Origin of the sequence: Synechococcus sp. 'PEA 65AY6A-5F PE A', assembly GCF_047462575.1 — a bacterium.
GTDB lineage: Bacteria > Cyanobacteriota > Cyanobacteriia > Thermostichales > Thermostichaceae > Thermostichus.
Genome location: NZ_JAOALE010000024.1, coordinates 1 through 25,998 on the forward strand (window position 1 = coordinate 1; position 25,998 = coordinate 25,998).

23 protein-coding genes and 1 CRISPR repeat array are annotated in these 25,998 nt (G+C 61.2%); of the genes, 15 read left to right on the forward strand and 8 right to left on the reverse strand.

The window, feature by feature from the left end:
- Positions 1-77: 77 nt before the first annotated feature.
- A complete protein-coding gene (locus GG26_RS09050; protein ID WP_414390127.1) occupies positions 78-515 on the reverse strand; it encodes a response regulator in 438 nt (145 codons plus the stop codon).
- 77 nt (positions 516-592) lie between these two features.
- Entirely contained in the window at positions 593-2,221 is a 1,629-nt protein-coding gene (locus GG26_RS09055) for a TM0106 family RecB-like putative nuclease (protein ID WP_240527826.1), read from the reverse strand.
- Positions 2,222-2,738: 517 nt separating this feature from the next.
- On the opposite strand from GG26_RS09055, the gene GG26_RS09060 reads away from it, so the two are divergent.
- Complete coding sequence (locus GG26_RS09060; protein WP_099812878.1) at positions 2,739-3,617, forward strand: ABC transporter ATP-binding protein; 879 nt, start codon at positions 2,739-2,741, stop codon at positions 3,615-3,617.
- Between the two features lie 42 nt (positions 3,618-3,659).
- Here GG26_RS09060 and GG26_RS09065 read toward each other — a convergent pair whose 3' ends face one another.
- Positions 3,660-4,379 (reverse strand): response regulator transcription factor, encoded by a 720-nt coding sequence (locus tag GG26_RS09065; protein WP_414390131.1) that lies wholly within the window; start codon positions 4,377-4,379, stop codon positions 3,660-3,662.
- A gap of 387 nt (positions 4,380-4,766) precedes the next feature.
- Here GG26_RS09065 and GG26_RS09070 point away from each other — a divergent pair, with 387 nt between their 5' ends.
- The 8 genes from GG26_RS09070 to rpiA all read left to right on the forward strand — a co-directional run bounded on the left by GG26_RS09070 (position 4,767) and on the right by rpiA (position 11,484).
- Positions 4,767-5,135, forward strand: coding sequence for a hypothetical protein (locus GG26_RS09070; protein ID WP_099812877.1), 369 nt, complete (start codon positions 4,767-4,769; stop codon positions 5,133-5,135).
- A gap of 167 nt (positions 5,136-5,302) precedes the next feature.
- On the forward strand, positions 5,303-6,109 hold the full coding sequence (locus tag GG26_RS09075; RefSeq protein ID WP_011431119.1) for an SH3 domain-containing protein: 807 nt from the start codon (positions 5,303-5,305) through the stop codon (positions 6,107-6,109).
- Positions 6,110-6,237: 128 nt separating this feature from the next.
- A complete protein-coding gene (locus GG26_RS09080; RefSeq protein WP_414390135.1) occupies positions 6,238-7,158 on the forward strand; it encodes a hypothetical protein in 921 nt (306 codons plus the stop codon).
- A 57-nt stretch (positions 7,159-7,215) separates the two neighbouring features.
- Positions 7,216-7,755, forward strand: coding sequence for a hypothetical protein (locus tag GG26_RS09085; protein WP_011431121.1), 540 nt, complete (start codon positions 7,216-7,218; stop codon positions 7,753-7,755).
- A gap of 2 nt (positions 7,756-7,757) precedes the next feature.
- Positions 7,758-8,402 (forward strand): cobalt transporter CbiM, encoded by a 645-nt coding sequence (gene cbiM / locus GG26_RS09090; protein WP_099812876.1) that lies wholly within the window; start codon positions 7,758-7,760, stop codon positions 8,400-8,402.
- A 49-nt stretch (positions 8,403-8,451) separates the two neighbouring features.
- Positions 8,452-9,243, forward strand: coding sequence for a cobalt ECF transporter T component CbiQ (gene cbiQ, locus GG26_RS09095; protein WP_099812875.1), 792 nt, complete (start codon positions 8,452-8,454; stop codon positions 9,241-9,243).
- A 135-nt stretch (positions 9,244-9,378) separates the two neighbouring features.
- Positions 9,379-10,761, forward strand: coding sequence for a 30S ribosomal protein S12 methylthiotransferase RimO (gene rimO / locus GG26_RS09100; RefSeq protein WP_414390139.1), 1,383 nt, complete (start codon positions 9,379-9,381; stop codon positions 10,759-10,761).
- A 30-nt stretch (positions 10,762-10,791) separates the two neighbouring features.
- On the forward strand, positions 10,792-11,484 hold the full coding sequence (rpiA, locus tag GG26_RS09105) for a ribose-5-phosphate isomerase RpiA (RefSeq protein ID WP_011431125.1): 693 nt from the start codon (positions 10,792-10,794) through the stop codon (positions 11,482-11,484).
- Here rpiA and pdxA read toward each other — a convergent pair.
- Entirely contained in the window at positions 11,441-12,490 is a 1,050-nt protein-coding gene (gene pdxA / locus GG26_RS09110; RefSeq protein WP_414390143.1) for a 4-hydroxythreonine-4-phosphate dehydrogenase PdxA, read from the reverse strand. The genes rpiA and pdxA overlap by 44 nt on opposite strands.
- A 10-nt stretch (positions 12,491-12,500) precedes the next feature.
- Positions 12,501-13,884: direct repeats of the CRISPR family, unit length 36 nt; unit sequence GTTTCCAATTTCTAGGGATCCCCCCGAAGGGGGAAC.
- A 342-nt stretch (positions 13,885-14,226) separates the two neighbouring features.
- On the opposite strand from pdxA, the gene GG26_RS09115 reads away from it, so the two are divergent.
- A complete protein-coding gene (locus tag GG26_RS09115) occupies positions 14,227-15,204 on the forward strand; it encodes an alpha-ketoacid dehydrogenase subunit beta (protein WP_011431127.1) in 978 nt (325 codons plus the stop codon).
- A 252-nt stretch (positions 15,205-15,456) separates the two neighbouring features.
- Here the strand turns inward: GG26_RS09115 and GG26_RS09120 are convergent, their stop codons facing one another.
- Positions 15,457-16,071, reverse strand: a complete 615-nt coding sequence (locus GG26_RS09120; RefSeq protein WP_049749784.1) for a mechanosensitive ion channel domain-containing protein — start codon at positions 16,069-16,071, stop codon at positions 15,457-15,459.
- 253 nt (positions 16,072-16,324) lie between these two features.
- Between GG26_RS09120 and GG26_RS09125 the strand changes: the two genes are divergently transcribed.
- Positions 16,325-17,524 (forward strand): NAD(P)/FAD-dependent oxidoreductase, encoded by a 1,200-nt coding sequence (locus tag GG26_RS09125; protein ID WP_414390147.1) that lies wholly within the window; start codon positions 16,325-16,327, stop codon positions 17,522-17,524.
- Positions 17,525-17,538: 14 nt separating this feature from the next.
- On the opposite strand, the gene dnaG is transcribed toward GG26_RS09125, so the two are convergent.
- Positions 17,539-19,434 (reverse strand): DNA primase, encoded by a 1,896-nt coding sequence (gene dnaG / locus GG26_RS09130; RefSeq protein ID WP_414390149.1) that lies wholly within the window; start codon positions 19,432-19,434, stop codon positions 17,539-17,541.
- Positions 19,435-19,579: 145 nt separating this feature from the next.
- Here dnaG and GG26_RS09135 point away from each other — a divergent pair, with 145 nt between their 5' ends.
- From GG26_RS09135 to GG26_RS09150, 4 genes are all read left to right on the forward strand, one after another.
- Complete coding sequence (locus GG26_RS09135; RefSeq protein ID WP_011431130.1) at positions 19,580-19,927, forward strand: c-type cytochrome; 348 nt, start codon at positions 19,580-19,582, stop codon at positions 19,925-19,927.
- Positions 19,927-20,274 (forward strand): hypothetical protein, encoded by a 348-nt coding sequence (locus GG26_RS09140; RefSeq protein ID WP_099812870.1) that lies wholly within the window; start codon positions 19,927-19,929, stop codon positions 20,272-20,274. Before GG26_RS09135 ends, GG26_RS09140 begins: the two co-directional genes overlap by 1 nt.
- A 62-nt stretch (positions 20,275-20,336) precedes the next feature.
- Positions 20,337-20,924: a YcnI family protein gene (locus tag GG26_RS09145; RefSeq protein ID WP_099812869.1), complete on the forward strand. Its 588-nt coding sequence runs from the start codon at positions 20,337-20,339 to the stop codon at positions 20,922-20,924.
- A 17-nt stretch (positions 20,925-20,941) separates the two neighbouring features.
- Positions 20,942-22,537 carry a copper resistance CopC/CopD family protein gene (locus tag GG26_RS09150; protein ID WP_414390153.1) on the forward strand — a complete coding sequence of 532 codons (1,596 nt, stop codon included), beginning with the start codon at positions 20,942-20,944 and terminating at the stop codon, positions 22,535-22,537.
- On the opposite strand, the gene GG26_RS09155 is transcribed toward GG26_RS09150, so the two are convergent.
- Positions 22,534-25,389: a tetratricopeptide repeat protein gene (locus tag GG26_RS09155; protein WP_414390156.1), complete on the reverse strand. Its 2,856-nt coding sequence runs from the start codon at positions 25,387-25,389 to the stop codon at positions 22,534-22,536. The genes GG26_RS09150 and GG26_RS09155 overlap by 4 nt on opposite strands.
- 84 nt (positions 25,390-25,473) lie before the next feature.
- Positions 25,474-25,872: a DUF4346 domain-containing protein gene (locus GG26_RS09160; protein ID WP_099812866.1), complete on the reverse strand. Its 399-nt coding sequence runs from the start codon at positions 25,870-25,872 to the stop codon at positions 25,474-25,476.
- Positions 25,873-25,998 lie beyond the last annotated feature (126 nt).

Genomic DNA, 25,998 nt, shown 5'->3' on the forward strand with positions numbered 1-25,998 from the left:
CTAGCTCGGTGCCAGGCTCATCTCTCCACACCAACCCCCCAATACAAGGGGGGTTAATTTTCATCTGGGGGTAAAACTTACGGGAAGTTTCTCCCTTGAGCTCGCCGTAAGAGTTCTGTGCGTTCCAGATGGTTGAAGATGTGCGTGATCAGCTCTGGACCGACGATGGGTTTACCAACGAAGTCATCCTCTCCCGCTTGAAAGACTTGTTCGAGTGTGTGAGGGTCTGGGTGGGCGATTAGGAAGAGTATCGGGATCTTGCTCCAATCTCGGTCGTTTAATTCCGACATTATTTGATTAAGCTGCTCCCAAAAGTCTTTTGGGATCGAGAGGGAGTACAGGTCAAGTCTCCAGGGATCCAGTGGTTCTCTCGGCGCAAGGACGAATGACTTGTTGTCATCCACAACTAAAATCCTTTTTCTCTCGAGGTTTGAGGCTTCATTTTTGGCATAATCTAGTTGCTCGTTGAGAATCTTAAAGATAGCATCTGGGTCAATAGGCTTTTGCAAGAGCATGCGCTTGAGATCAGCATCTTTCGTTAGCAAAATGAGGAGAGGCAGATTTCGATTCCACCGAGATGGTGCTGGTTCGATCAATGTCCGGCCCAAGTATCTGGGCTTGGGCCGTCGACGGGGGCAAGAACCGAACCTTGGCTTAGCCAGTTTTTAAGGCAATAGGTAGCCCGGCAGTCGTCCTCGTTGTAGATGAGCGACTGCTCCAAATAGCGGCGATCTCGTGTTTCCAGCCACTGGCTGTACCAGTAGATGGAGTGGGCTCCACTGCCCTCGGGTAGTCGCCACTTAAACCCCAGCCAGCGAGCGATGTTTTTCAGGGAGTAGCTCTCGATGGGTAGCACTACCGAGCGCTGAACCCAGCTGTGCAAATCTACAAAGCGCTTCAGCAGTTGCCGCACCTCTCGGGGATCCGTTTGGTGCTGCTCCCCCAGTCGCCGACAAGTCTGTACTTCAAAGCTGTGAAAATGATAGATGGGGGCCTCAGGGTAGCGTTGAACTAGCTGTAGGAATTGTTGCCAGGCTTGCCCTTCCTCTCGCGGCTCAGCAGCTAGGCAACTGTAGTAGTTGACAACCTTGTTCTCCTCTGCTTGTTCTACCACGAGCAAGCCCAGTAGGTAAGCGACGTTGTGGCGGGGATCCGCCTCGATATCGAAGTACAGCTCCACGGGCGCTGTCGGCAGAGCCTGAGGCGGGGATTGCAGCCAGAGGGGCTTGCGGCTGAGGGTGGCACGGGCTTGAAGCTGCAGTTGCAGGGCCACGCCGGCTCCCAGCTTGGGGATAGCCTGGAGCATCTCCAGGCGAGCGTTAGCTAAAGCCTCAATCGAATGGATCCCTGCCTCCTGCAAAAGGGGATAGCGGGATCCGGTTACGCCCGGCAGCAGGCTGAGGGGCTGGGCGACGGCATTCAACTGCCGACAGTGCTCCCGCCAGTGACAAAGATGACAGCGGCTGCGGGCCATAAACACCTGCGGCGGCTCCGCCTGCTCAAGGGAGTGCAGATAATCTTGCAGCAAGCGACGCACCTGGGTGCGGCGTCGGCTGAGGTGAACAAGGTGCCACTTCCCGTCTTTTAAGATCAAGAAGCCGCATTTGGGTACCTGACCCTGCAGGGATCCAAGCAACTCGGCCTGCAACGCCAACAACAACTCGTACTCCGGCTTGGGGCGCTTGCCAATGCGAATGTGAACCGGTAGGTAGGAGAGCTGGCCCTTGCCGATACTGGAGGGATCCCGAATCAAGAGATCCAGTGAGCTGCTTACCCAAACGGAACGAAACTCTGGAATAGCCTCAGGCGGCAGCGCAAGGCTGGAGGATGTCTTGTCGGTGGAGTTGTCTTCGGTGAGCTCCACCTCTGTCTCAAGGGAGGGGGCGAGGGCAACTTCAGAGTCGGTAGGCTCCGCCTCTGCCGCTCCCTCCGGATCCACTTCCCAAAACAGCTTTGCGACGACTTGGCCGCCGTAGATCCGCTCCGCCCCTGCTGCCATAGCTGCTAAGAGAGCTTCATTGCCCGGCGCCACCTCTTCTCCCGGAAATCGCTCCAGCACAGCAGCTTGCAGGGCTTGACGATCCCGACGCCATTGCTCCAGCAGGCTTTCCGGCGGCAGCTTGGCTTCTTGAGGCCCAAAGCGATCTAGGTAGGGCAGGCGCCGACAGCGAAAAAAGGCCAGCAACTCTTCTGCGTCAACAGAACCCTGCTGGAACTCCAACGGCGGACAACCTCAGCTCTGCTGCCATTTTGGCACGCCTTTTGGGGATCCCTTACGACCTGGGATCTTGAGCTGACAAAAGGTGAGGGATATTGACGGCTTCAGCCAAAGTCAGTACCGCCCCTACCAGGCGATCGAGGCGGAAATCAATTTGGTCAAATCGGTCTCTGTTTTGCATCTGGCTATTGCTGCGTTTTGTTGGCTGGGGAAAAGCTGGGGCTTGACCCCACCTTGCCTCTTCATTGTTGCTCAGCAGCTAGGCCAATGCCTGAGCTGTTCTGCGCAATTTGCTGGGCTAGGTGTGGTTTTGTCAATACTGGGTCTCGTTCACCATTTTCAATGCTGACGGGAAAACGATGATGAGCGAGATCACAGCCCTAGAGAAGTTGAAAAAGCAAAAGGAGACCGCCCAAGGGCTCCCCGCCAGAAACCTGTTTTGGGGGGCTGCCCTGGCGTATGCTAAAGGAGAAAGATTTCTTTACACCCGCAGATGGAGCCGACTGTAAGCGCTCTTTCGATGGCCCCGGCCCTGTCCCAGACCCAGCCGGCGGCAGTGGAAATGCAGGGGGTGTGGAAGCGTTTTGGGCAGCAGGTGGCGGTTCAGGACTTGAGCCTGCGGATCCCCCAGGGGGAGGTGTTTGCCCTGCTAGGGCCCAACGGCGCCGGCAAATCCACCACCATCCGCATGCTCACCAGCCTGACCCGCCCCAGCCAGGGATCCATCCGCGTAGGGGGGTATGATGTGGTGCGGGATCCCTTGGCGGTGCGGCGGCAGATCGGCGTGGTGTTGCAGCCCATCACCCTGGAAGCAGAGCTGACGGTTTGGGAAAACCTGGAGTTCCATGGGCGCATGCACCACATCCCCAACCCGGAGCGGCAGCAGCGCATCGACGAGTGGCTGGAGTACGTGAAGCTGGCCGACCGGCGGCACGACAAAGTGAAGACCCTCTCCGGCGGCATGAAGCGGCGCCTCCAGGTGGCCAGGGCGCTGTTGCACCGGCCTCAAATTTTGTTTTTGGACGAGCCAACCGTTGGGTTGGATCCCCAGGCGCGGCGGCTGCTGTGGGAGATCCTGCGGGATCTGAACCGGCAGGGGATGACCTTGCTGATTACCACCCACTACATGGAAGAGGCCGAGGAGCTGTGTGACCGCATCGGCATCATGGACGGCGGGAAGCTAATCGAGCTGGGCAGCACCGACCAGTTGCGGGCCAAGTACGGAGAAGCCCTGCTGGTGCGCTCCCGCCCTGGCCAGGAGGTGAGCTACACCTTTTTCCCCAGCTTGGCGGAGGCCCAGCGGCAGTTGGAAGCGGAACCCGACAAAACCGGCCTGATGGTGCGCCCTGCCAACTTAGAAGATATTTTTGTACGCTTGACGGGCCGTCGCCTGGATTAGCGCGCCCTCAGCCTCAACCTCTCTCCTTCGGAAAGAGGGAGGTTACGGTTTTTCCTCTCCCCATCCCTCCTTTGGAGTGGGGGGCTCGAACTTGTAGCCAACTCCGCGCACGGTGCGGATCAGCTCCGGTTGGCTGGTATCGGTTTCCAGCTTCTTGCGAATTTGGCCGATGTGGACATCGACCACCCGTTCATCTCCCTCGTGGTTAAAATCCCACACCTCTTGAATCAGCTCAGACCGTCGCCACACCCGTCCTGGGTGTCGAGCCATGGCGTAGAGCAAATCAAACTCTAGAGCGGTCAGGTTAATCGGGCGACGGTCACGGATAACTTCTCGGGTGGTCGGGTCGATCACCAAGGAGGGAAAAGTCAAAACCGGCGCGCTGCCTGTTTCCGTTCTCGTCCGCCCTCGGCGCAGGATAGCCTGTACCCGCGCCTGTAACTCCGGCAGGCTGAAGGGTTTGGTCAGGTAGTCATCTGCGCCTAGCTGAAATCCTTGCAGCTTGTCGGCAGGATTCACTCGGCTGGTTAACATCAACACATACACGCCGGTCTCTTTTTGCATCTGCCGGCAGAGGCTGTAGCCGCTGACATCTGGCAAGTTCAAATCCAAAATCACCAAGTCCGGCTGAAAAGTACGTAACTGCTGCAGGCCCTCGGCCCCCGTCGTCGCTACCTCGACTGAGTACCCCTGCCGCTGCAAATACCGCTTGAGCAGCGCGCAAATGCTGGGATCGTCATCGATGATGAGGATGCGTAACATGGCAGCTTGACGCTCTCACAGTCAGCACGAGGCAGAGTTGTAGAAAAGCCCTGCCCGCAGGGCAAACGCATTTTGCGCCTGGGCAGGAGAGGGCAGCCCATCCAGACTACAACAGATAGCTTCAGGTTTTTACATTACCCATTGGATTGCACCAGGAGCTTGGCCTTTCTGGAACCCTCTTTCTCTGGGTAAATCAAGGGAGGCTAACCCAAGAATCTCAGGCATTATTCATTCTACTGGGTTGTCCGGAGGAAAGGGAAAGGGTAAGGTAAAAGGGATTCGCGCAGCAGCTTCTTGCCCGCAGAGAGAAGCCCATTCAAAAACCTCGCCACTTCTGTACTTGCAGGCCAAACCTTAAAGTTGCACGCCGGTTTATCCCAGAAGCCTATGTACAATCCCAACGAAGTCTTTCGCAAAGATATCCAGTTGGCCCTCTTCACCTGGGGGATCCTGGAGCTGGCCTGTTTTGTCATCATGCCGTTTACCCGGGCCTACGAGTATGCGCAGGTAGCGGATTGGCTGTGGCCTTCGCTGGTTTTGGGACCGGTGGGGGCGGTGGTGGTGGCCTTTTGCTCAAAGCTCACAGTAGCTGCTAATTACATCCCCGACCCGAAAAAGAAAAGGGCCCAGCGACAAATTGCCCAGGTCATCAGTTTCTTCGGCTTCCTGGGCTTGGCCTTGCCCTTGCTCCTGGCCGGGTGGACATTTGGCCACGAGGTTCTCACCACCGACTGGGAGAATATGTTCACTAAGTAGAAACTAAACTTGCTACTGATTTGCTCCAGACAGCGTTGCCCCTGGGTAGGTGGCTTCCCAAGGCAGTACACAGAGGCGAAACTAGAAGTACCAGAGATGCTCTGGTACTTGCAAGCGTTGGCAAAGCCCTTTGCTTTCGTCTCCGGCTTTTGGGAGCTGAGTTTTGGATGGCTAACTACCCAATGCGAGGCCGTTCTTCTCCTGCTGCCAGCGGTTTTCCCTTCGGCACCTTAATGGCACTGAGCCTCTCGGTTGGGGTCTTGGCTGCTCTGGGTTGGCAGGCGTGGCGGTTCATTGCCCCCCTGCTGGCTCCTCCTGCGGCGCCTCAGTTTCCTCGCGCGGTGCGTGTGGATCCCTTACCCAGCCCGACAAGTTTGCCTTCCTCCCCCTCTGTTCGCGTCAGTGGGACGGAGTCCTTGCCGGCGGCGGGCACCATCGACCCTGAGGCCTTTCCCCCCGGCAGCCGCGGGCGGGTAATCGAGCCCATAGGTCTAGCCATTCGCAGCCAGCCTTCTGCTGACGGAGCCTACCAAGGGGGAATTGTGGCGGGGGAAACGGTGACGGTGCTGGAGTACAGCGCTGATGGCCGCTGGCAGCGGGTGCGGCGGGAGCTAAACGGCCAGGAAGGCTGGGTGCGGGCCGGCAATTTGGGCCCCGTGGAGGGTGGGGCAGCGGTTGCTTCAGCCACAACTGCTGCAACGCCTGCGGTCGAATCCACACCAGAGTCCACTCCTTTGCCAACTCGGCCCCCCGCAGCAACAAGCATTGCCCCAGGTGCGCAGGGGCGGGTGATCGAGCCGATTGGCCTGGCGCTACGGGCCACTCCCGACCGGGAAGGGGCTTACATTGGTGGCCTGCCCATGAATGAGGTGGTGACGGTGTTGGAGTACAGCGCCGATGGCCGCTGGCAGCGCATCCGGCGCCAGAACGGGCAGGAAGGTTGGGTGCGGGCCGGCAACCTGGCGCAAGAGTAGCAAGATGCCCCGGTGGGGGATTGTAGGTTGGCGAGAGCTTGTGGTTAGCTGGGACAGTACCGCCAGCCGCTGTCGGGAGGGGCAGGCGCGCTAGCGGGAGGGAGTTCTTACACTGGTGGCAGCACCTGGTGTCTTGGTTTCAGTGGTCATTGCTGCGACCCCTGGCCAAAGGGATGGTTCTGGTGGCCCTGGGTCTGGGAGCCGGCATGACGGCTTGTCGCCCGCCTGTCGAGCCGGGGCCAGCCAGGGATGGGCAGGCGATCTCTGCCTTGGCTACGGGCACGCTGGAGCTGTGGGCCAACGGCGAAGCGTTCCTGCGGGAGGGGCTGGTCTCCAAAGAGGGCTGGGCGTTGCAGTTTGAGCATGTGTACGTGACGCTGGCGGACATTACGGCCTACCAGACGGATCCCCCTTTTGATCCGCAAGGGGAAGGCGAGCTCCAGGCCAAGGCCTTGGTCAGCCTGACAGGGCCTCTTACGGTGGATTTGGTGCCGGAGCGAGCCCTGCTGGGATCCCTGGAAGCCCCCCCTGGGCACTACAACGCCCTGGCCTGGCGCCTAGTGCCGGCAGCGGAGGGGCCAGCAAAGGGCTACTCCCTCTGGATCGAGGGCAGAGCTCGACCGGCAGAAGGGGAGGGAGAGGCGATCCCCTTTGTGCTCAAGTTCAGCCCCGAGCTGGCTTTTGTCTGCGGCGAGTACGTGGGGGAGACGCGCAAGGGCTTTGTCCGGGCAGGCCAGGTGGCGGATCTGGAGGCGACTTTCCACTTCGACCACCTGTTTGGGAATGGCAGCCTGCCTCCCAAGGACGACCTCAACTCAGCGGCGCTGGGGTTTGCCTCCCTTGTGAAGTTGGACCCAGTCGACCCAGTCTCCCTCGAGCAAGGGCTAAAGGCGGGATCCCAGCCGCTGGAGGTGGACTGGGGCAGCCTGCAGGAGGGATCCCCTAGGGCCCAGGCCGTCTTGCAGAGCCTGCAGAGCTTGGGGCACGTGGGAGAGGGCCACTGCCGCGCCTCCTCTGGCGGCCTCGGCGGGACGGGATCCTTGCCTTAGGTTTTAGGCCTGGGTGGCTTTTGAGATCGAAGGGTGTCCTCTGTCTTTTGCTGACCGATGAACTCAGTCTGGCCAAAGCGCATCCCTTTTTCCCCTTCCTGGCAACTGAGCTGGTTGGCCTTGGGCCTGCTCCTATCTCCGCCGGCTTGGGGCCATGGGGTGGAGGCCTCTTGGCGGGCTGTTCCCACCTTTGAGATCCAGGCCCGCTACGATTCCGGCGAGCCGATGCGTTTTGCCCGAGTTACGGTGTTTGCGCCCACCAATCCCACTCTCCCCTGGCAGGAGGGAGAGACAGACGGAGAGGGCCGGTTTTGGCTGCAGCCGGATCCTGAGCTTAAGGGACTGTGGCAGGTGCGCATTCGCCAGGCCGGCCACGGCGGGGTGGTGAACGTGCCGGTGGGCGAGGAGGGTATGCAGGCAGAAGGGATCCCCAGCCCCTCCTCCCCTGGCTTTGGCCCCCTACAGCGGGGGGTTATGGCTGCCTGTGTTATCTGGGGCTGTTTGGGCACGGCCCTGTTTTTTTCCCGGCCCCGCCCCTTCCAAGGCCCAGAACTCCCCGACTCCCCAGTGGATGCTGCCGCTTTGAGCCAAGACTAGCCATGCACATCAGCGAGGGCCTTTTGCCAGCACCGCTTTGGCTGGGGGGTTATGGCATCACTGCCCTGCTTACGGGTTGGAGCCTACACCTCCTCCAGCGGTTGGAAAAGGATCCCCGCCGCCAGCTCCCCAAGGCAGCGCTGCTCACGGCGGCCTTTTTTGTCGCCTCCTCCCTTCACCTGCCTTTTCCCCCGGCCAGCCTGCACCTGCTGCTCAATGGGCTGATGGGCGTGATGCTGGGGGCCTTGGCCTACCCGGCAATTGTGGTGGGCCTGTTTTTTCAGGCGGTGGCTTTTGGGCATGGGGGGTTGACCACCCTGGGGATCAACGCCGCCATTATGGGGATCCCGGCGCTTCTGGCAGGAGGGATCTTCCGGGCAAGCCGGCGCTGGTTGGGCACGGGCTGGGCCGCTTTTTGGGCGGGAGCGGTGGGGGTGGTGCTGGCGGCGCTGCTGTTTTACGGCGTGGTGCTGGCGGCGCTGCGCAGGGAGGGGATCCCTTCCACCTCGGCAGAGCACCTGGCTCTGACCAGTTTGGTAGCTGCCCACCTGCCGCTGGCGGTGGTGGAGGGGCTGTTTACCCGTTGGGTGGTGGGGTTTTTGCAGCGGGTGCAGCCGGAGCTGCTGGGAGAAGATGCCCAAAGATAGGGCTGAGGCTGTTCATCCCTGTCGTCGGGCCATGCCGGTTAGGGAGAGGATGCTTTCTTCACAAGCTCCCCTGCCGCCGCCCCCTTCTTGGCTGCACCGCTGGCGGCCCCTGCCCAAGCTGGTTGGCCTGCTGGCACTGATGGCGGCCTTTGCCCAGGTGCAGCGCCTGGCCTTGCTACCCCTGGTCTGGGCGGTGGTGGCTTTTCTCTGGGGGCTCTCCGGATTGCCTCTGCGCCGAGGGCTCAGACGCCTGGCCGCTCCCGGCGTTCTGTTGATAGCCTTTGTCCTCTTCCTGCCCTTTGCCGTTGGGGACACCCTCCTCTGGCGCTGGGGATCCCTGGCTTTGCGCTGGGAGGGGCTGGAGAGGGCCCTCTGCCTTGGCGGGCGCAGCCTGGCGCTTTTAGCGCTGGCGACGCTGCTGTTGGAGACCACTCCCCTACCGGCCCTGTTGGCAGCTTTGCGGGCGCTGGGGATCCCCGACCTCCTCCTGGAACTGGCCTGGCTAACCCAGCGCTATTTGCAGGAAGTGGGCAGCCAGTGGCAGCGGATGCAGCGGGCCGCGCGGCTGAGGGGCTGGCGACCGCGGGGATCCCTGTGGCAGCCTGGGCCAACTTGGCGGCAAGACCTGCCCTTTCTGGCTGCTGCCGTGGGCACTTTGTTGGTTCGCAGCTACGAACGTTCGCAGCGAGTTTACCAGGCGCTGCGCCTGCGGGGCTACGGGCGGGCGCCCTTGGTGCCGCCAGCGGCTGGCGGGGATCCCTGCAGTTGGGCGGCCACCGGGCTGGCGCTGGCAGTGGCTGTTGGCTTGGTTTTGGTTAACTTTGGGGGCTATCCCGATTGAGCGGGTTGGCAGCGAGTTAGACAAGATAGACGGTTCTCTTCCCCGCCTTTAAAAGCAAAACCCAACTAGAACTAGAATAAGAAGGCTTTAATCTTCTCAGCTCTTGTCGCCATTTGCGCGTCCTCTCCTGGGGCTATGAACTGGTTAGAAACCGCTTTGTCTACCTCTTCCCTCAAGGAAGCGCCGGCTGTTGCCGTTTTGCACCTGGGCTGTGAGAAAAACCGGGTGGACACCGAGCACATGCTGGGCCTGCTGGCCCAGGCAGGCTACCGGGTGGAGGGCGACGAAGACAGCGCCGACTACGTCATCGTCAACACCTGCAGCTTCATCGAAGCGGCGCGGCGGGAGTCGGTCAGCACCCTGATGGAGCTGGCGGTGCAGGGCAAGAAGATCATCATCGCTGGTTGCCTGGCGCAGCACTTCCAAGAGGAGCTGCTGCGGGAGATCCCCGAGGCGGTGGCCATCGTCGGCACCGGCGACTACCACCAGATTGTCCAGGTTATCCAGCGGGCAGAGCGGGGAGAGCGGGTTAACGCCGTTACCTCGAGCTTAGATTACATTGCCGACGAGACCGTCCCCCGCTATCGCACCACCCATGCCCCGGTGGCCTACCTGCGGGTGGCGGAAGGGTGTGATTACCGCTGCTCCTTCTGCATCATCCCCCACCTGCGGGGAAAGCAACGCTCCCGCCCCATCGAGTCCATTCTGCGGGAAGCAGAACAACTGGCTGCAGAAGGGGTGCAGGAGCTAATCCTCATTTCCCAGATCACCACCAACTACGGGCTCGACCTCTACGGGGAGCCGCGGCTGGCCGAGCTTATCCGCGCTCTGGGCCAGATCCCCATCCCCTGGATCCGCATGCTCTATGCCTACCCCACGGGCATTACGCCGGCGGTGGTGGAGGCCATTCAGGAGACGCCCAATTTCTTGCTCTATCTGGATCTGCCGCTGCAGCACAGCCACCCAGCGATCCTCAAGGCCATGAACCGCCCCTGGCAGAGCCAGGTTAACGACCGGCTCATCGAACGGCTGCGCCAGGCCCTGCCCAAGGCTGTCCTGCGCACCAGCTTTATCGTCGGCTTTCCCGGCGAGACGGAGGAGCACTTCCAGCATCTTTTGGAGTTTGTCCAGCGCCACCAATTTGACCATGTGGGGGTGTTCACCTTTTCCCCGGAAGAGGGCACGCCCGCCTACCATCTGCCCCAGCAGGTGCCGGAGCCCCTCAAGGAAGAGCGCCGCGCCCGCCTAATGCAACTGCAGCAAGGGATCGCCTTCCGCCGCAACCGCGAGCAGGTGGGGCAGGTGGTGCCTGTGCTTTTGGAGCAGGAAAACCCCCGCACCGGCGAGTGGATTGGCCGTTCCCCCCGCTTTGCCCCTGAGGTGGACGGGGTGGTGTATGTGCGCGGGCCGGGATCCCTGGGATCCCTGGTGCCGGTGCAGATTACGCGGGCCGAGCCCTACGATCTCTTTGGCCAGGTGGTGGAGGCGCCAGCAGGCTTTAGCTGGAGCGGACGGTAGAATAATTCGGTTGAACTTCGGAAAGGCGAGATGGCCAGTGCAGATGAGCTGAAACAGGCGGCAGCCCAAGCGGCGGCCCAAAAGGTGCAGTCGGGCATGGTGGTGGGGCTGGGCACGGGATCCACAGCCGCCTTTGCTGTGGGCGCCCTAGCCCAGCGAATGCAAAAGGAGGGGCTGCAGTTCATTGGGGTGCCCACTTCCGAGCGCACGGCAGAACAGGCCCGCTCTCTAGGGATCCCGCTGGCCACGCTGGAGGAGCAGCCGCGCCTAGATCTTGCCATCGATGGAGCCGACGAAATCGAAGTGGGATCCCTCAACCTCATCAAGGGGGCAGGGGGAGCTCTGCTGCGGGAGAAACTGGTGGAGGCCAGCGCTGCTGAGCTCATCATCATCGCCGATGCCTCCAAAAAGGTGGCCCACCTGGGCACCCGCTTCCCGGTGCCGGTGGAGGTGGTGCGCTTTGGCTGGAAAACCACCTTGGCGCGGGTGGAGGCCCTGGGCTGTCAGGCGGTGCTGCGGCGCACTGCCGAGGGGGATCCCTACCTCACCGACGAGCAGCACTACATCCTCGACTGCCAGTTTGGCCCCATCGCCAATCCGGCCAAGCTGGCCGAGCAGCTCAAGGGAACGGTGGGGGTGGTGGAGCACGGCCTGTTTATCGGCATGGCCACGGAGGCCATTATCGCTGGGCCTGAAGGGATCGAGACGCTGCGGCAGAGCTGAGGGCCAGCTCGGCTGCTAGCAGGATGGCCTGCTTGAGGCTCTCGGCGCGGGCTACCCCCTGCCCGGCTAGGTCAAAGGCAGTGCCGTGGTCGGGGGAGGTGCGAATAAAGGGCAGCCCCAGGGTTAGGTTGACGGCCCGGTCAAACGCCAGCAGCTTCACGGGGATCAGGCCTTGGTCGTGGTAGAGAGCCAGGTAGGCATCGGCCACAGCAGGAGCTCCTTGACCATACCAGGCCTGGGCGGGCGCTAGCCACATGGTATCGGGGGGAAGCGGCCCCCAGATTCTGGCGTGGGGATAGGTTCTTAGCAGCTCCGCCAGCCACGTTTTCTCTTCCTGCCCAAGCTGCCCCTGCTCGCCAGCATGGGGGTTAAGGCCAGCCACAGCAATCACCGGATTGACAATCCCAAAGAGCTTACGCAGGGATCCAACCAGCAAGTCCAACTTCGCGCGCACCAGCTCCGGGGTAAGGGTGAGGGGCACCTGGCTCAGGGGGATGTGGGTGGTGGCCAGCAAAACCCGGATCTGCCAGCCGCTGTGGGGAGAACGGGCCACAAACAGCATGCCGTAGCGCTCGCTCCCGCTGAGCTGGGCCAGAACTTCTGTTTGGCCAGGGAAGGGGTAGCCCGCCTGGTGCCAGAGGTATTTGGCAATGGGAGCGGTCACGATCCCCTGGAACTGGCCCCGCAGCGCTTCTTCAATAGCTGTTTTCAGGTAGGCAAAGCTGGCCGCCCCGCTTGCGACATCCCCCCGGCCCACGCGCGACGGCTCTAGGTAGAAGCCGCTGCCGCCCTCCAGCACCGGGATCCCTGCCGGGTCGGCCAGGTCGGTTGCCCCTCGCTGGCGCAGAAGGCAGTAGGTAGCTTCCAAAACCTGCCGCTCGCCCACCACCGTTATCTGGGCGCAGGCCTGCACCTGGGGATCCGCCAGCGCCTTGAGCACAATCTCTGGCCCAATCCCCGCCGGATCTCCCAATGTCAGGGCTAGCTTCGGCAGCAGCAAGCTCATTTTCTATTTCTAGTCCAATTTCTAGGGATCCCCCCGAAGGGGGAACACTCATTATCCGTAACGTATTATCCGTAACGTAGGCGGAAGAGCCTACTACTGGAAGTTTCCAATTTCTAGGGATCCCCCCGAAGGGGGAACCTGAGAGGGTGGTTGGTTGCCGCACCAAGTTGGCTAGTTTCCAATTTCTAGGGATCCCCCCGAAGGGGGAACAGTCGTTAGATAATTTCACCAACCTGAGCTTAGAAAAGTTTTCAATTTCTAGGGATCCCCCCGAAGGGGGAACTCGAGATCCCCATTATCAACTGTCCCCATGGCCTCGAGTTTCCAATTTCTAGGGATCCCCCCGAAGGGGGAACGTGATACGGCGCAAGTCTGCCGGGTAAGCCGGCCGAAGTTTCCAATTTCTAGGGATCCCCCCGAAGGGGGAACATCATCTATTCGAGCAAGCGCAGGTATCTGCGCGAGTGTGTTTCCAATTTCTAGGGATCCCCCCGAAGGGGGAACTCGCAAGAGCAGGAATGGGGGGCTAGCTGCTCTCTGTTGTTTCCAATTTCTAGGGATCCCCCCGAAGGGGGAACAATTGTTTTTGGACCTAATACTGAGATGTACGATAGAGGTTTCCAATTTCTAGGGATCCCCCCGAAGGGGGAACCCGAACAAGTTATCAAAGATGCATGGACAAAAGTCCGTGTTTCCAATTTCTAGGGATCCCCCCGAAGGGGGAACTATTGGAATTTCCAACAACAGCGCTGGGTAAGATTCACCAAGTTTCCAATTTCTAGGGATCCCCCCGAAGGGTGAACCCAGTGGCACGCCAAAGATGAGAAAGATCCCTGGCCGTTTCCAATTTCTAGGGATCCCCCCGAAGGGGGAACTACACTACTCTAGATCGCAGGTGAGGTAGAAGGTTACAAGTTTCCAATTTCTAGGGATCCCCCCGAAGGGGGAACACAGGATTTATGAAGAATTTTTTCCTTCTTTTCGTGAAGTTTCCAATTTCTAGGGATCCCCCCGAAGGGGGAACTAGCCGAGTATCGCTACCATAACGAGAGGGATCTTCGTGTTTCCAATTTCTAGGGATCCCCCCGAAGGGGGAACATTATGGTCGCATTCATATGCGACCAACATATAATAGTTTCCAATTTCTAGGGATCCCCCCGAAGGGGGAACGTTAGCTTCCCAAATTTACCACGCAGGGTACTTTGTGCGTTTCCAATTTCTAGGGATCCCCCCGAAGGGGGAACGTGACCTGGTACACCGAGCTCGGGAGGTCCCGCATAAGCAAGTTTCCAATTTCTAGGGATCCCCCCGAAGGGGGAACCCGCAAGCTGTTCGTCACAAGACGAGTTCTGATGAATGTTTCCAATTTCTAGGGATCCCCCCGAAGGGGGAACTCTACCCTTATTAAACCCAAGCGGGGCAAGGAATGCAAGGCCTATTTGCGAGGGGGTCGGTCGAAAACGGCAAAAAAGGGCCCCGAAGAGGGGGGGTGAGAGGCCTGAAAGCCTTGTGGCGCAAGGCATCGAGCGGGTCAACGAAAGAATCGGCCTTTGCGGGTTTTGGCGAGGCGCTCGCAGAGCTGCTGATACCGTTTTGGTGTGCTTTTGGCAACATGACCGGGGTTGGGATCCCTAGGGGCGAGGTGCCCTGCCCAGCGGGTTGTCTGCCAGCGGATCCCTGCCGGCAAAATGGTTTAATGGAAACTTAGCAACATTTTTGAGCAGCGGTTGCCCTCTATGGCCGAGACCTTCCTTTACAATGCCTTGCGTGCCGCCCTCGACGAAGAGATGGCCAGGGATCCCAATGTGTTTGTTCTGGGAGAGGATGTGGGCCACTACGGCGGCTCCTACAAAGTCACCAAAGACCTATATCGCAAATACGGGGAGATGCGCCTCCTGGATACCCCCATTTGCGAAAACAGCTTCACCGGCTTGGCCATCGGGGCAGCCATGACCGGCTTGCGGCCTGTGGTGGAAGGGATGAACATGGGCTTTTTGCTCCTGGCCTTTAACCAAATTGCCAACAATGCCGGCATGCTGCGCTACACGTCCGGCGGCAACTTCAAGATCCCGCTGGTGATCCGCGGGCCAGGCGGGGTGGGACGCCAATTGGGAGCCGAGCACTCGCAGCGGCTGGAGGCTTACTTTCAGGCAGTGCCGGGTCTGAAGATCGTCGCCTGTTCCACCCCTTACAACGCCAAGGGTCTGCTCAAGTCGGCCATCCGCGACGACAACCCCGTTCTCTTTTTCGAGCATGTGCTCCTCTACAACCTCAAAGAAGACCTGCCGGAGGAGGAGTACCTCTTGCCCCTGGACAAGGCGGAAGTTGTCCGCACGGGATCTGACGTTACCATCCTCACCTACTCGCGCATGCGCCACCACGTGCTTAAGGCCGTGGACACCCTGCTGGAGCAGGAGATCGATCCGGAAGTGATCGACTTGATCTCCCTCAAGCCCCTCGATATGGAGACGATTGCTGCTTCGGTGCGCAAAACCCACCGGGTGGTCATCGTGGAAGAAGACATGAAAACGGGCGGCATTGGGGCAGAGCTGACGGCCCGCATCATGGAAGAACTCTTCGACGAGCTGGACGCGCCCGTAGTGCGCCTGGCCTCCCAAGACATTCCCACCCCCTACAACGGCACGCTAGAAGCGGCCACCATTGTGCAGCCGGCAGATATTGTGGCAGCGGTGGAGCGGCTCCTCTACGGATGAGACTCTTGCCTGCTGGCAGGCAGTAGCCGGAGGGCGGGGAGTGCCTGCGCCCTTTTGCAAGATACCTATCCCAACCCCAAGGCGGTGTTGCTGGGGGAGAGCCGGTTCCAAATGCTGCCGGCCCGCTATCCCTAGGCGGCTCTGGAAGTGGGGAGGTGATCCTGAAAATCCTGCTGGTCGAACAGGTACACCGTGCGAATCGGGTAGGGAATGACCAATCCGGCCCGGTCACAGGCCTGCTTGAGGGCGATATCACCTGAGTGCGGACGCGGCGCACCTCCGCCTTGCGAGGCCGAGTCCAGTAGCGCACCACAAAATCGATGGAGCTGTCGCCAAAGCCGACGATGTCCAGCTCAAAGGGGGCTCCGCCAGCACTCCCTCCACGCCTTGCATCGCCTCCAGCAGCACCTCCAAGGCTTTGGGCAGGGGTGTGTTGTAGTCGAGGCCAATCTCCAGATCGGTGCGGCGAAAGGGGCGATCGGTTAAGACCGTGATCGGGCTGGTGGGGATCACCACCCGTTCTCCTTGGTAGGTGCGAATCTGGGTGGAGCGAATGCTGATTTCCTCAACTGTACCTTCAAAATCCCCGACGACAATCTGGTCATTGAGTTGAAAAGGCTCGTTCAAAAGCAGCAGCACGCCCGCCAGGAAGTTCTTGAAAATATCTTGAAAAGCAAAACCGATGGCCACCGACCCTAACCCCAACAGCCCGATCAGATCTCCCAGGCGCAGATCTGGGAAAGCCACCACGCTGGCTGCCAGGATCCCTGCCACCCAAGCACCCACTTGGCTGACTTGCACCAGCAGCATTTGTAGGGAAGGGCTGGGGATCCACCGGTTGGCTGCGGATCCCGCCAGGCGCCGCACGGCCCGAACGCCATCTCTAGAAGACTGCGGTTGATGGTTTGCAGTAGTTCGTTCATATCTTCACCCTTGCTACGCTATCGATCACGATGAACGCCAGAGAACGCCATTCGACTTCGGCGGGAACACTCGATCAGGACTCAGGGAGGCTCTCTGTGGGTTCCGCCTCAGCTGGTATCCGCCACGGCTTAGGTTCTGCTGTGCTTGCTACCCTGAAAGAGCCACTCTGCCGCAAGATAGGTTTCAGGGCCGCAGCATGGCCAACTACGACTGGATCGTCGTCGGCGGCGGGATCACGGGGGCAGCCTTGAGCTACGAGCTGGCCCGCCAGGGGGGATCCGTTCTCCTCGTTGAGAAGGAAGCGCTGCCGTCCAGTGCCACTCGCTACAGCTACGGTGGCCTGGCCCATTGGGCCGGGAAAACCCCCCTGCTCAAAGCCCTGGGGGAAGAAGGGATCCAGCGCTACCGCACCCTGTCAGAGGAGCTGGAGGCGGATCTTCAATTTCGCGAGCTGGATCTGCTCATGCCCGTTGCCCCTGGCTACAGGATGGAGGCAGTGGAAGCCGATCTGGCCGACTGTCGCATCCCACCGCAGCGAATTTCTGTAGAGGCGGCCTGTGAGCTAGAGCCGCTTTTAAACCCTGCCGCCCTCGAGGGTGTACTCTGGGCGCGGCATGGCCACATCCACCCCTGGTTGACGACGCTGGCTTTTCAGAAGGCTTTCCAACGCCTAGGGGGATCCCTGCTCTTGCAAACCGTAAGGGCCTTGCGGCGCCAGGGCCGGCGCATTACGGGCGTGGAGACGGATACCGACTTCTGCGGAGCGGCTCAGGTGGTGGTGTGCGCCGGCGGCTGGACACGGGCTTTGTTGCGCCAGGCCGGGATCTGGGCTCCTATCTACTTCACCCACGCCGAATCCCTGGAGCTGGATCCTGCGGAGGTGCGGTTGAGAGCCATCGTCATGGGCGCGCCCGTGCAGCGTTTGGAGCTGGAGCGGCAAGCTGGCCGCCCCGACCGGGATCCCCTCTGGGACCAGCCGGGACAGGAGCTCTGCCCGCCCATCCTGGATGTCGGGATCGTGCAGTTTCTCGACGGCAGCCTTCGCCTGGGGCAGATTAGTCGGGTGCTGACGGATCCCATGGCCGAGGTAGATGCCGCTGCCAGCGAAGCCCAGATCCGGGAACAGGCCGGTCGCTACCTGCCTCAGGTGGCCCGCCTGCCTGGGCGGTGGTATCACTGCTTGGTGGCCTTCAGCGCCGATCACCAGCCTTTGGTGGGATCCCTGCCCGGCTGGGAAGGGCTGCAGCTCTTCTCCGGCTTCAGCAGCCCTTTGGCCATCCTGCCGGCCTTAGCCCGCCGCTTTGCCCAGCAGGCGTATGGCCAGGCGGATGAGTGGCTCCCCAGCCTCTCGCCAGCGCGCTTTGCTGGGCCCTCACCCCCTGCCCCGCTCCCTTAGGGAGAAGAGCCCCCCTAGTCTTCAGCCAGCGGTGCCTCCAGCAGGTCTTCCAGGTTGAGTTGCACCTGGCGCTGCAAGGCCTGAATAGCCTGATATTCCTGTTGAATGCTGGCCTGGTACTGGGCAGCCAGAGCGGTGTTGCCCTCGGAAAAGGCCTGATCCCAGAGCTGCGTCCAGTAGCGGTAGCGCTTCTGGCGAATTTCCAACTCCATGTTGGCCAAGGCAGCCCGCACCACCAGGCGCGGACGCATCAGGGCCACGCGGGTATTTTCGTCCAGCCAGAGCAGGTGGCTGAGGCGCTCGTTGAGGTCCTCGTCTTGGGCGCAGAGGGTGCGCAGGGCGGTCAGGAGACCCTCTCCCTGGTCTTCCAGCTCCGGCTGGGCCGAGAGCAGCTCCAAGATCCGCTGCCACAGCTCCCGGTGGGGACGGAAGCTAAACTGCAGCTCCCGCTCCATCAAGGTTTGGCGGATCTCGCGGCGGTACTCGGCAAAGTGCAAAAAGATCTGCAGAAGGTGGGACTCCGATTGCAAAAGTTTGCATCCCTTGGGGGCAGCAAGTTGCCGGGGTTTGGACCAGCGGTACTGGCGCACGGCCCGGCGCAGGTCCTCTTCCAGATTGCGGCTGAGGCGAGCGTTGCCCCGGCTGAGCAATTCCGCCACTTTGTGGATGTACAGAGAGCGCCATTGCCCGCCCAAACCAGCCAGCAGTTGTACCAGCGCCTGATAGGCCTGTTGGAAATCGGCACCTTGAGCGAGATCCCGACCGGCCAGCACCTGGTCAATTTGCCAATCTAGCCACAGGGGAGCCTGAGCCAGCAGGGCCTCAAATGCGGAGACCGAGTGCTGCCGCAGGAACTCGTCGGCATCTTTCCCGGCAGGAAGGGTGAGGATGCGCAGCTCGATTTCCCCCCGCCGCGCCTGCTCTTCAATGGCCTCGATGGCCCGCTTGGCGGCATTCAACCCAGCGCGGTCGGCATCGAAGTTGAGAATCAGCCGCTTGGACTGGGTATAGCGCAGCAGAGTCTTGACCTGGTGCGGCGTCAAGGCTGTGCCCATCGCGGCTACGGCATAGGCGATGCCGGCTTGGTGCAGGGCGATGACATCGAAATAGCCTTCCACCACCAAGACTTGGTCGGCTTTGGCAATGGCCTCGCGGGCAAAGTTGAGACCATAGACCACCTGGCCCTTGTTGAAAAGTTCCGTTTCCGGGGAGTTGAGGTACTTGGGCTGCTCCTCTCCCAGGGCTCTGCCGGCAAAGCCAATAACCCGCCCCTGCAAATCGAAAATGGGCAGCATGATGCGGTTGCGGAAGCGGTCGTAATGGCCGGATCCCTGCTGGCGCGGCACCAGCAAGCCGGCTTCTTCTAGAAGTTTGACCGGCTGGCGCTTTTGGTTGACCAGGTACTCGTAGAGCGAGTGCCAGCCGGGGGGAGCAAAGCCGATTTGAAATTTTTGCAAGGTCTCTTCGCTCAGGCGGCGGCTGTGCAGGTACTGGCGGGCGGCGGATCCTATCTGGGAGCGGAGAGCATGCCGATAGAAATCGGCAGCCAGGGCCAAAATCTCCAGCAGCTTTTCCCGGTGGGAGAGTTGGCGCTCGTAGTCCTGGGAGAGGGATCCCTTGGGCTCCGGCACATGGTAGCGGCGGGCCAGGTGGCGCACCGCCTCGGCAAAGGAAAGGCCCTCTATCTGGCTGACAAAGCGGATGACATCTCCCCCCGCCCCGCAGGCAAAGCACTTGTAGATCTGCTTGCTGGGGCTGACCTGAAAGCTGGGCTTGTGGTCGTTGTGGAAAGGGCAGAGGCCGACGAAATTCTTGCCCTGCTTGCGCAACACCACCTTTTCGGCCACCACCTCGACGATGTCGGCCTTCTGGCGCACCAACTGGATGAACTCCGGCGGCAGACTGCTCATGGCCCTGGGGATCCTGCACCCTATGGTACCTGCAGGGGAGTTGACAGGCTGTCTTTTGACCTAACCTGACCTAGTGGAGATAATGGTCTAGCTTCAAAAGCTGGATTTTTCCATGAGCGGTTTTTTGCAGATTGTTGAGAGGAAAATGCGGATCATCAAGTTTTTCTTGCTCCTTTTGCTGGTCGGCGCCGCCGTCTTCTGGGGCCCGCAGGTGGCTTCTGCGGAACCGGATTTGGCTTTGGGTGCCAAGGTCTTTCAGGCCAAGTGTGTGGGCTGTCACTTGAACGGTCGCAACACTCTGGTGGCGGCGAAAAACCTTTCCCTGGCTGCCCTGCACGAGTACCACGTGGATACCCCTGAGCTGATCCAAGCCCAGGTGCGCAACGGCAAAGGGGCCATGCCCGCTTTTGGCAAGCTCCTCAAACCAGAAGAAATCGAAGCCGTGGCCGCCTATGTTCTCGACCGGGCTGAGCACAACTGGAGCAAAGGCTGATGGCTCAGGAGAGGACTCAAGATCTGACCTTGGCTCCGAAAAATTCTGTCGCCCCGGTGCCGCAGGAGCAGGGCTGTGGAGCACAGGGATCCCGCCGCAAAATCTTGTCGGTTGGTGTGGGGGCGCATGGTTTGGTGGCCGTCGGCATCTCCGCCCACGGGGTGGTGGCCATAGGCGTGGTGACCCACGGCATTCTCTCCATTGGCCTGGTGGCGATGGGCGCCCTCTCTTTTGGGCTGGTGTCCATGGGCTTGGCCAGCGCCGGCCTGGTGTCCATGGGCCTCTCCAGTTGGGGTCAGCACAGCATGAGCGTAACCGAATCCCACGGATCCCATCACCATCCATAGGTTTTGCCAGCCAGACCCTGCCTGGTTCTCTTTCCACCTAGCGTTGTTAAGGAGCGTTTGCAATGTTCAGTTTGCAAAGTTACTTGGCCTTGGCCAAGAAATCTCTGCTTGCGCTGGGGATGAGCGTTTTGCCCCTTGCTTCTGCTTGGGCCCATGTAACCGTCCATCCCAAAGAGGCCCCGGCGGGCAGCGTTGCCAAGCTCACCTTCCGCGTGCCCCATGGCTGCGATGGATCCCCCACCATTCGCCTGCGGGTGCAGATCCCGGAAGGGGCGACCTCGGTGAAGCCGATGGTGCATCCCCTGTGGAAAATTGAGACGGTGAAAAAGCCGCTGGACAAACCTTACGAGTCCCACGGGAAGATGATCACCGAAACGGTGGCCGAGGTGATCTGGAGCGGCGGCTCGCTGCCGGATGAGTTTATGGATGAGTTCAGTATCCTTCTCAGGTTGCCGGATCGCCCCGGCGAGACCCTCCCCATCCCGGTTATCCAGGAATGTGAGCAAGGCATGTACCGCTGGATCCAGGTGGCGCAGCCGGGGGAGGATCCCCATAGCTTGCCGGAGCCAGCACCCCTGCTGAAGCTGACGGGCAAAGGAGAGACCCACGGCCACGGGCATGGACACAGCCACGGGCATGGCGCTCGCTAGCCGGGTTTGCCGTTGGGATGATGTCTATCCTCTTCTGGATTCGGATGGGTCTCTTGTGCGCCCTGCTGTGGGTGGGCGGGATCCGACCCGTTTTTGCCCACGCCAGCTTGCTCTCCACCTTTCCCGAAGATGGGGCGATGCTGCAGGAAGCCCCGGCGCAGGTGCGGCTGGTCTTCAATGAACCCGTGCAGCTCACGCAGCTCCAGGTGCTGGACAGCAACGGCCAGGTGCTGCCCCTGGAAAACTTGGTTAGCAGCGGCAACGCGCCCCAGGGAGATTTGCCTGCGGAGATGCCGGAGGGGGTTTACATCGTCAGTTGGCGGGCCATCTCTGCCGACTCTCATCCGGTAGGGGGCTCGTTTGTCTTCCTGGTGGGGGCGGCGGATCCGGAGCTGTTGCGAGCGGCGAGGGCAGCCCAAGCGGGGGATCCCTTCTATTGGCCGCTGGTGGGGGTGCGCTGGGGGATCTACCTGGGCAGCCTGTTTGTTGTCGGCGTGCTGGGCTGGTGGCGGCTGGTGCGGGGGCGGTCGGGCACTGCCGATGAAATAGAGCTCTCTGCTGAGGCCTGGGCTTTTGCTGCCGCCTGGCTCACCCTCAGCCTGACGCTGGTGGCTTTGGGTTTGCATTTGGCCCAGCTCTACCCCCACTTTGCCGGGCCAGAGCTGCTGAGCGTGCTCATCTCTCCCTACGGATGGGGCACAGGGCTGCGGCTGGTGGGGCTGGGGATCCTGATCTGGGCCTGCGAGGGCGGGCCCCGCTGGGCCAACGGCCTGGGGTCGGTGGCGGTGATAGGGTCGTTTTTGCCCATCGGCCATGCCCTCACCAGCGAGTATCCAGCAGGGACGATGGCCCTCTTGGGGCTGCACCTGGCCGGCTCGGCTTTTTGGTTGGGGGGGCTGTGGGGGGTGGAGCGCCTGTTGAGCCGATTGCGCCAGCGGGACGGAGTCCTTGAATGGACTTCCCAATCGGCAGGTGTCATCCAACGATTTTCCGATGTGGCCACCTGGGCTGTGCCGGGGCTGGTGCTGGCGGGAGTGGGGATGGGCGGGATCCACCGCGGCTGGGACTGGGAGCACCCCTACGGGCAGTACCTCTGGGCGAAGCTGTTGCTGGTGCTGATGATCGTGGGTTTGGGCGCCCACAACAAGTTGCGGCTGCTGCCGGCGTTGCGAGAGGGGGTTTGGTCGGCGGGCCGATCCCTGCGCCAAATTGTCCGCCTGGAGTTGGTGGGGCTAGTTCTGGTGCTGGCCTTGACCAGCTTTCTGGTGGCCCAAGCCCCTCCTGGCCAAGGAGCGGGACCGGCTTGCCAAGAGACATTGAGCTGGCCAGAAGGCAGCCTCCGCCTGCAGATCCTGCCCTGCCGCCCTGGCAACAACCGCATCCAAGTGGAAGTTAAGGGGATCCCCGCCCAGGAGCTGAGCCTGGAGTTTGACCTCCCCGCACGTGGGATCCCGCCTCTGCGCCGCCAGGCGCTGCCAAGAGAACCTGGCCAGTTTGAGGTGGAAGATGTCCTCTTGCCCTTAGCGGGAGAATGGCAGCTCAAGGTAAGGCTGCTGGTGAGCGACTTCGAGGAGCGACGGGAGCAAGTTAGGCTCAGGGTAGAGGATCGCTAAGAGCTGCCTAGGGAGTGAGTCTCTTCTTCCCAAAGGCGACCCTCGTATCCTTGCAACTGGAGAGCAGTTTGGAAGTCCTGACAGGCTCCTTGCCAGTCACCAACGGCAGCGCGGGCTAGGGCACGGTTGCAGTGGGCTTTGATGTGGCTGGGATCCCGTTCGAGAACCTGCGTGTAGTCGCGGATAGCTGCCGCAAAATCTCCCTGTTGGGCGTAGGCCCAGCCGCGGTTGTTCAAGGCCCAGAGGCGCGTCTGCGGATCTGGCTCCAGTTGCAGGAGCTGGGTGTAATCGGCCAGGGCCCTCTCTATTTCCCCCGCCTGATCCCAAAGGAGAGCCCGCCAGAGGAGGGCGTGGCGCTCCTGCGGGTTCAAGGCCAGGACCTGGGTGTAGTCGGCAATGGCCTGCTGCAGCCGGTTGGCCTGGCGGTGGAGATCCCCCCGCTGCCGGTAGGCCAGCGCCGCATCCGCCAGCCCCCAGTCGCGGTTGCAGCCTATGGCCCGGTCGAGATCAGCCAACGCTGCCTCCTCGTCTCCCAAGACTAGGTGTACCGCTGCCCGCAGGGCAAATCCCTGGGAAGCCTGCGGCTGCTCTTGGATCAAGGCCGTGAAATCGGCCAGCGCTCCCTGCCAGTCTTCCAGCCGCTGCCGCGCCATGCCCCGGTACAAGTGGATACGAGCCATCAGATCCAGCCCATGGGGGCCCCCCGGCTGGCCTGCCCACTGCAGCGCCTGGGAGAAATCCTCACAGGCTGCTGCCCAATCTTCTTGCTCAAAGTAGATCTGGCCGCGGTCGAAGTAGAGCTGCGGGTTGCGGGGATCCCGCTCCAGGGCAGCCGTGTAGTCCTGCAGGGCCGCCAAGGGATCCCCCAAAAGCCGGTGAACCTGCCCGCGGCTGCTGCGGGCGCCGACATCGCTGGCATCTAAAGCAATGGCCTGATTCAAGTCTGCCAGAGCCGCTTCCAGGTGACCCAGCTCCAGATGGGCAATCCCACGCTTGAGGTAGGCCTTGGCCAGCCGGGGATCCAACTCCAGGGCGCGGTTGAAGTCGGCCAAAGCGCCTGCCGGATCCCCCAACCCCTGGCGGGCCAGCCCCCGGTAGAAATGGGCTAGCGCCAGGGCAGGATTAAGGCGGAGCGCCTGTTCGCAGTCAGCCAGCGCTGCCTCCAGGGCGTTGTTGCTCAGGTAGGCCACAGCCCGCTGCAGATAGAGCTCCGCTTGAGCTGCCGCCACGGCTCCCGAAGGCTCCTCCCCCTGCGTAGCCCTCAGCGCAATGGCCTGGGAAAAATCAGTAATGGCCCCTTGCAGATCCCCCAACGCCTGCCGGGCTAGACCGCGGCGGTAACAGGCCTTGGGGTGGCCGGGATCCAACTGCAGCGCCTGGGTATAGTCCTCAATGGCTCCCTGAAAGTCCAGCAACTGCGCCCGTGCTACGCCCCGGTTGAAATAAGCTTCCGTATCTTGGGGATCCCGTCGGAGGACCTCGGAAAAATCGGCTACAGCCCCTTGCGCATCTCCCAACTGGCCGCGCACTACGCCGCGGTTAAAGTAGGCCCGTACTTCCTCGGGGTTGAGCTCAAGGGCGCGGGAATAGTCCTCGATGGCTTGCTGCGGCTGATCGAGCTGCCGGTAGGCATTGCCGCGGCTGTAGTAGGCCAGGGCCCAGTGAGGGTCGAGACGGAGGGCGTGCGTGTAATCAGCAACTGCTCCCTCATAGTTCCCCAGCCGATAGCGAGCGATGCCGCGGTTGACATAGGCACGGGCATCCCCTGTCAGTTGAATGGCCTGGGTGAAATCCTCCACAGCCCCTGCCCAGTCGCCACTTTTGTAGCGAGCGCTGCCCCGCTGGCTATAGGCGCGGCCATTCTGGGGATCCAGTTGGATGGCCAACGTGTAGTCGGCAATCGCCCCCTGCAGATCCCCTTGGCGAGCTTTTTCCTGGCCGCGGGTTACCAAGCGCATCGCCAAGAGTTGATCCACCGAAAGCTGGGAAAGAGCAGGCGCTACACCTTCGGGGGGGGTAGGCAGGAGAGGCCGCAGCGCCTCCATCACCTCAGCCGCCGACTGGAAGCGCTCCTGCCAGCGGGGACAGATCATGCGATCTACAATCTCGGCCAGCTCCTTGCTAACTGGCACCAGATCCCGCCAAAGCAGCTGGCCGGTGCGGGGATCGTCCCGGATCTTGGTGGGGGGACGGCCAGTCAACGCTTGGATGGCCAGCACCCCCACCGAGTAGATATCGCTGCAGGGTTGGGGCTTGCCGCCAAGCTGTTCTGGGGCTATGTAGCCCACCGAGCCGATTACCGTCGCCACCTGGGTTTGACCGGGGGCGTGGCTAACCAATCTCCCCACCTCCTTCACCGCCCCAAAGTCAATCAACACCAACTTGCCGTCGAAGTCGCGGCGCATCAGGTTGGCCGGCTTGATGTCCCGGTGCAGGATCTGGTGGGCGTGGACATGGCGCAGGATCTCGAGAACTTCCCACAGGAGTTGCACGACCTCTGGCTCGCTGAGCGGCTTGCCGTCTACCAGCTCGTGGGTGAGGTCGTGCCCGGCAATGAACTCCTCGACTAAATAGAACTCCTGATCCTGCTCGAAGTGGGCCAAGAGGCGAGGTACCCGGTCGTAGTTGTTGAGCCGGTTGAGAACCTTGGCCTCCCGTTCCAACAGCTTGCGCGCCGTGGCCAGGGTGTAGGGATCCGTCGAGAGCGGGCGCAGGCGCTTGACCACGCAGGGAGTGTTGAAAGTGTCGCGATCCACCGCCTTGTAGGTAACCCCAAACCCTCCTTGCCCCAGAAGGCCGAGGATTTCGTAGCGTCCCCGCAGAATGGCTCCCGGCTTAACCTTGTCGTCCATGGCCGAGCTTGCCCTGCAGTGATCTTGGTCACGGCAAGCTGGCTCGATTCTGCCATAGGCTGGCCTCCTGCAGCGAGCTTGATCTTAGTCCTGCACGTACTCTTCGCCAGAGAGCAGGGCCGCCTCTGCCTTCTGAAACTCCCGCCCCAGGTAGGCGGCGTGGCTGAGCTGAGAGACGACCTTTTCGCTTTCTTTTTCAAAAATCTGGACGCACAACTCTTTGGCCGTCCGGCCAACGTACACCCGCTGCGGGGAGCGATTGACCGGCCCCCGCGCGGGGATCACCGCTCCAGTCTCCGGGTCGGTGGCCAGCCCCCGCTCGTTGATCACAGTGCTGTAGTACTTAGCGCAAATGAGCTGCTGCTGCCGATCCACATAGATGACAAAGTAGCCTGCCGGGTCTAGCTCCAGGGATCGGCGGGAAAGCTGGTCATCGATGCGGCGCACCTGCTCCTGCAGAGACTCAGAGGAAAAAGACGGCATGGTAAAGTCAAAACGGGTGCCAAAAACGTAGCCAAGACTACCTCCATTATCCCCATTGTGGCCGAGGAATGGGATCCCTAGCGAGGGAATTGCGACAGAAAAAATCCCCTTATTTACCCGTGTTTT

What these genes read in the sequence shown, in the direction of transcription:
- GG26_RS09050 (WP_414390127.1), bottom strand. Translation starts at nt 515, where the DNA reads ATGCTCTTGCAAAAGCCTATTGACCCAGATGCTATCTTTAAGATTCTC.
- GG26_RS09060 (WP_099812878.1), top strand. Translation starts at nt 2,739, where the DNA reads ATGGCCCCGGCCCTGTCCCAGACCCAGCCGGCGGCAGTGGAAATGCAG.
- GG26_RS09065 (WP_414390131.1), bottom strand. Translation starts at nt 4,379, where the DNA reads ATGTTACGCATCCTCATCATCGATGACGATCCCAGCATTTGCGCGCTG.
- GG26_RS09070 (WP_099812877.1), top strand. Translation starts at nt 4,767, where the DNA reads ATGTACAATCCCAACGAAGTCTTTCGCAAAGATATCCAGTTGGCCCTC.
- GG26_RS09075 (WP_011431119.1), top strand. Translation starts at nt 5,303, where the DNA reads ATGGCTAACTACCCAATGCGAGGCCGTTCTTCTCCTGCTGCCAGCGGT.
- GG26_RS09085 (WP_011431121.1), top strand. Translation starts at nt 7,216, where the DNA reads ATGAACTCAGTCTGGCCAAAGCGCATCCCTTTTTCCCCTTCCTGGCAA.
- cbiM (WP_099812876.1), top strand. Translation starts at nt 7,758, where the DNA reads ATGCACATCAGCGAGGGCCTTTTGCCAGCACCGCTTTGGCTGGGGGGT.
- cbiQ (WP_099812875.1), top strand. Translation starts at nt 8,452, where the DNA reads ATGCTTTCTTCACAAGCTCCCCTGCCGCCGCCCCCTTCTTGGCTGCAC.
- rimO (WP_414390139.1), top strand. Translation starts at nt 9,379, where the DNA reads ATGAACTGGTTAGAAACCGCTTTGTCTACCTCTTCCCTCAAGGAAGCG.
- rpiA (WP_011431125.1), top strand. Translation starts at nt 10,792, where the DNA reads ATGGCCAGTGCAGATGAGCTGAAACAGGCGGCAGCCCAAGCGGCGGCC.
- pdxA (WP_414390143.1), bottom strand. Translation starts at nt 12,490, where the DNA reads ATGAGCTTGCTGCTGCCGAAGCTAGCCCTGACATTGGGAGATCCGGCG.
- GG26_RS09115 (WP_011431127.1), top strand. Translation starts at nt 14,227, where the DNA reads ATGGCCGAGACCTTCCTTTACAATGCCTTGCGTGCCGCCCTCGACGAA.
- GG26_RS09125 (WP_414390147.1), top strand. Translation starts at nt 16,325, where the DNA reads ATGGCCAACTACGACTGGATCGTCGTCGGCGGCGGGATCACGGGGGCA.
- dnaG (WP_414390149.1), bottom strand. Translation starts at nt 19,434, where the DNA reads ATGAGCAGTCTGCCGCCGGAGTTCATCCAGTTGGTGCGCCAGAAGGCC.
- GG26_RS09135 (WP_011431130.1), top strand. Translation starts at nt 19,580, where the DNA reads ATGCGGATCATCAAGTTTTTCTTGCTCCTTTTGCTGGTCGGCGCCGCC.
- GG26_RS09140 (WP_099812870.1), top strand. Translation starts at nt 19,927, where the DNA reads ATGGCTCAGGAGAGGACTCAAGATCTGACCTTGGCTCCGAAAAATTCT.
- GG26_RS09145 (WP_099812869.1), top strand. Translation starts at nt 20,337, where the DNA reads ATGTTCAGTTTGCAAAGTTACTTGGCCTTGGCCAAGAAATCTCTGCTT.
- GG26_RS09150 (WP_414390153.1), top strand. Translation starts at nt 20,942, where the DNA reads ATGATGTCTATCCTCTTCTGGATTCGGATGGGTCTCTTGTGCGCCCTG.
- GG26_RS09155 (WP_414390156.1), bottom strand. Translation starts at nt 25,389, where the DNA reads ATGGACGACAAGGTTAAGCCGGGAGCCATTCTGCGGGGACGCTACGAA.
- GG26_RS09160 (WP_099812866.1), bottom strand. Translation starts at nt 25,872, where the DNA reads ATGCCGTCTTTTTCCTCTGAGTCTCTGCAGGAGCAGGTGCGCCGCATC.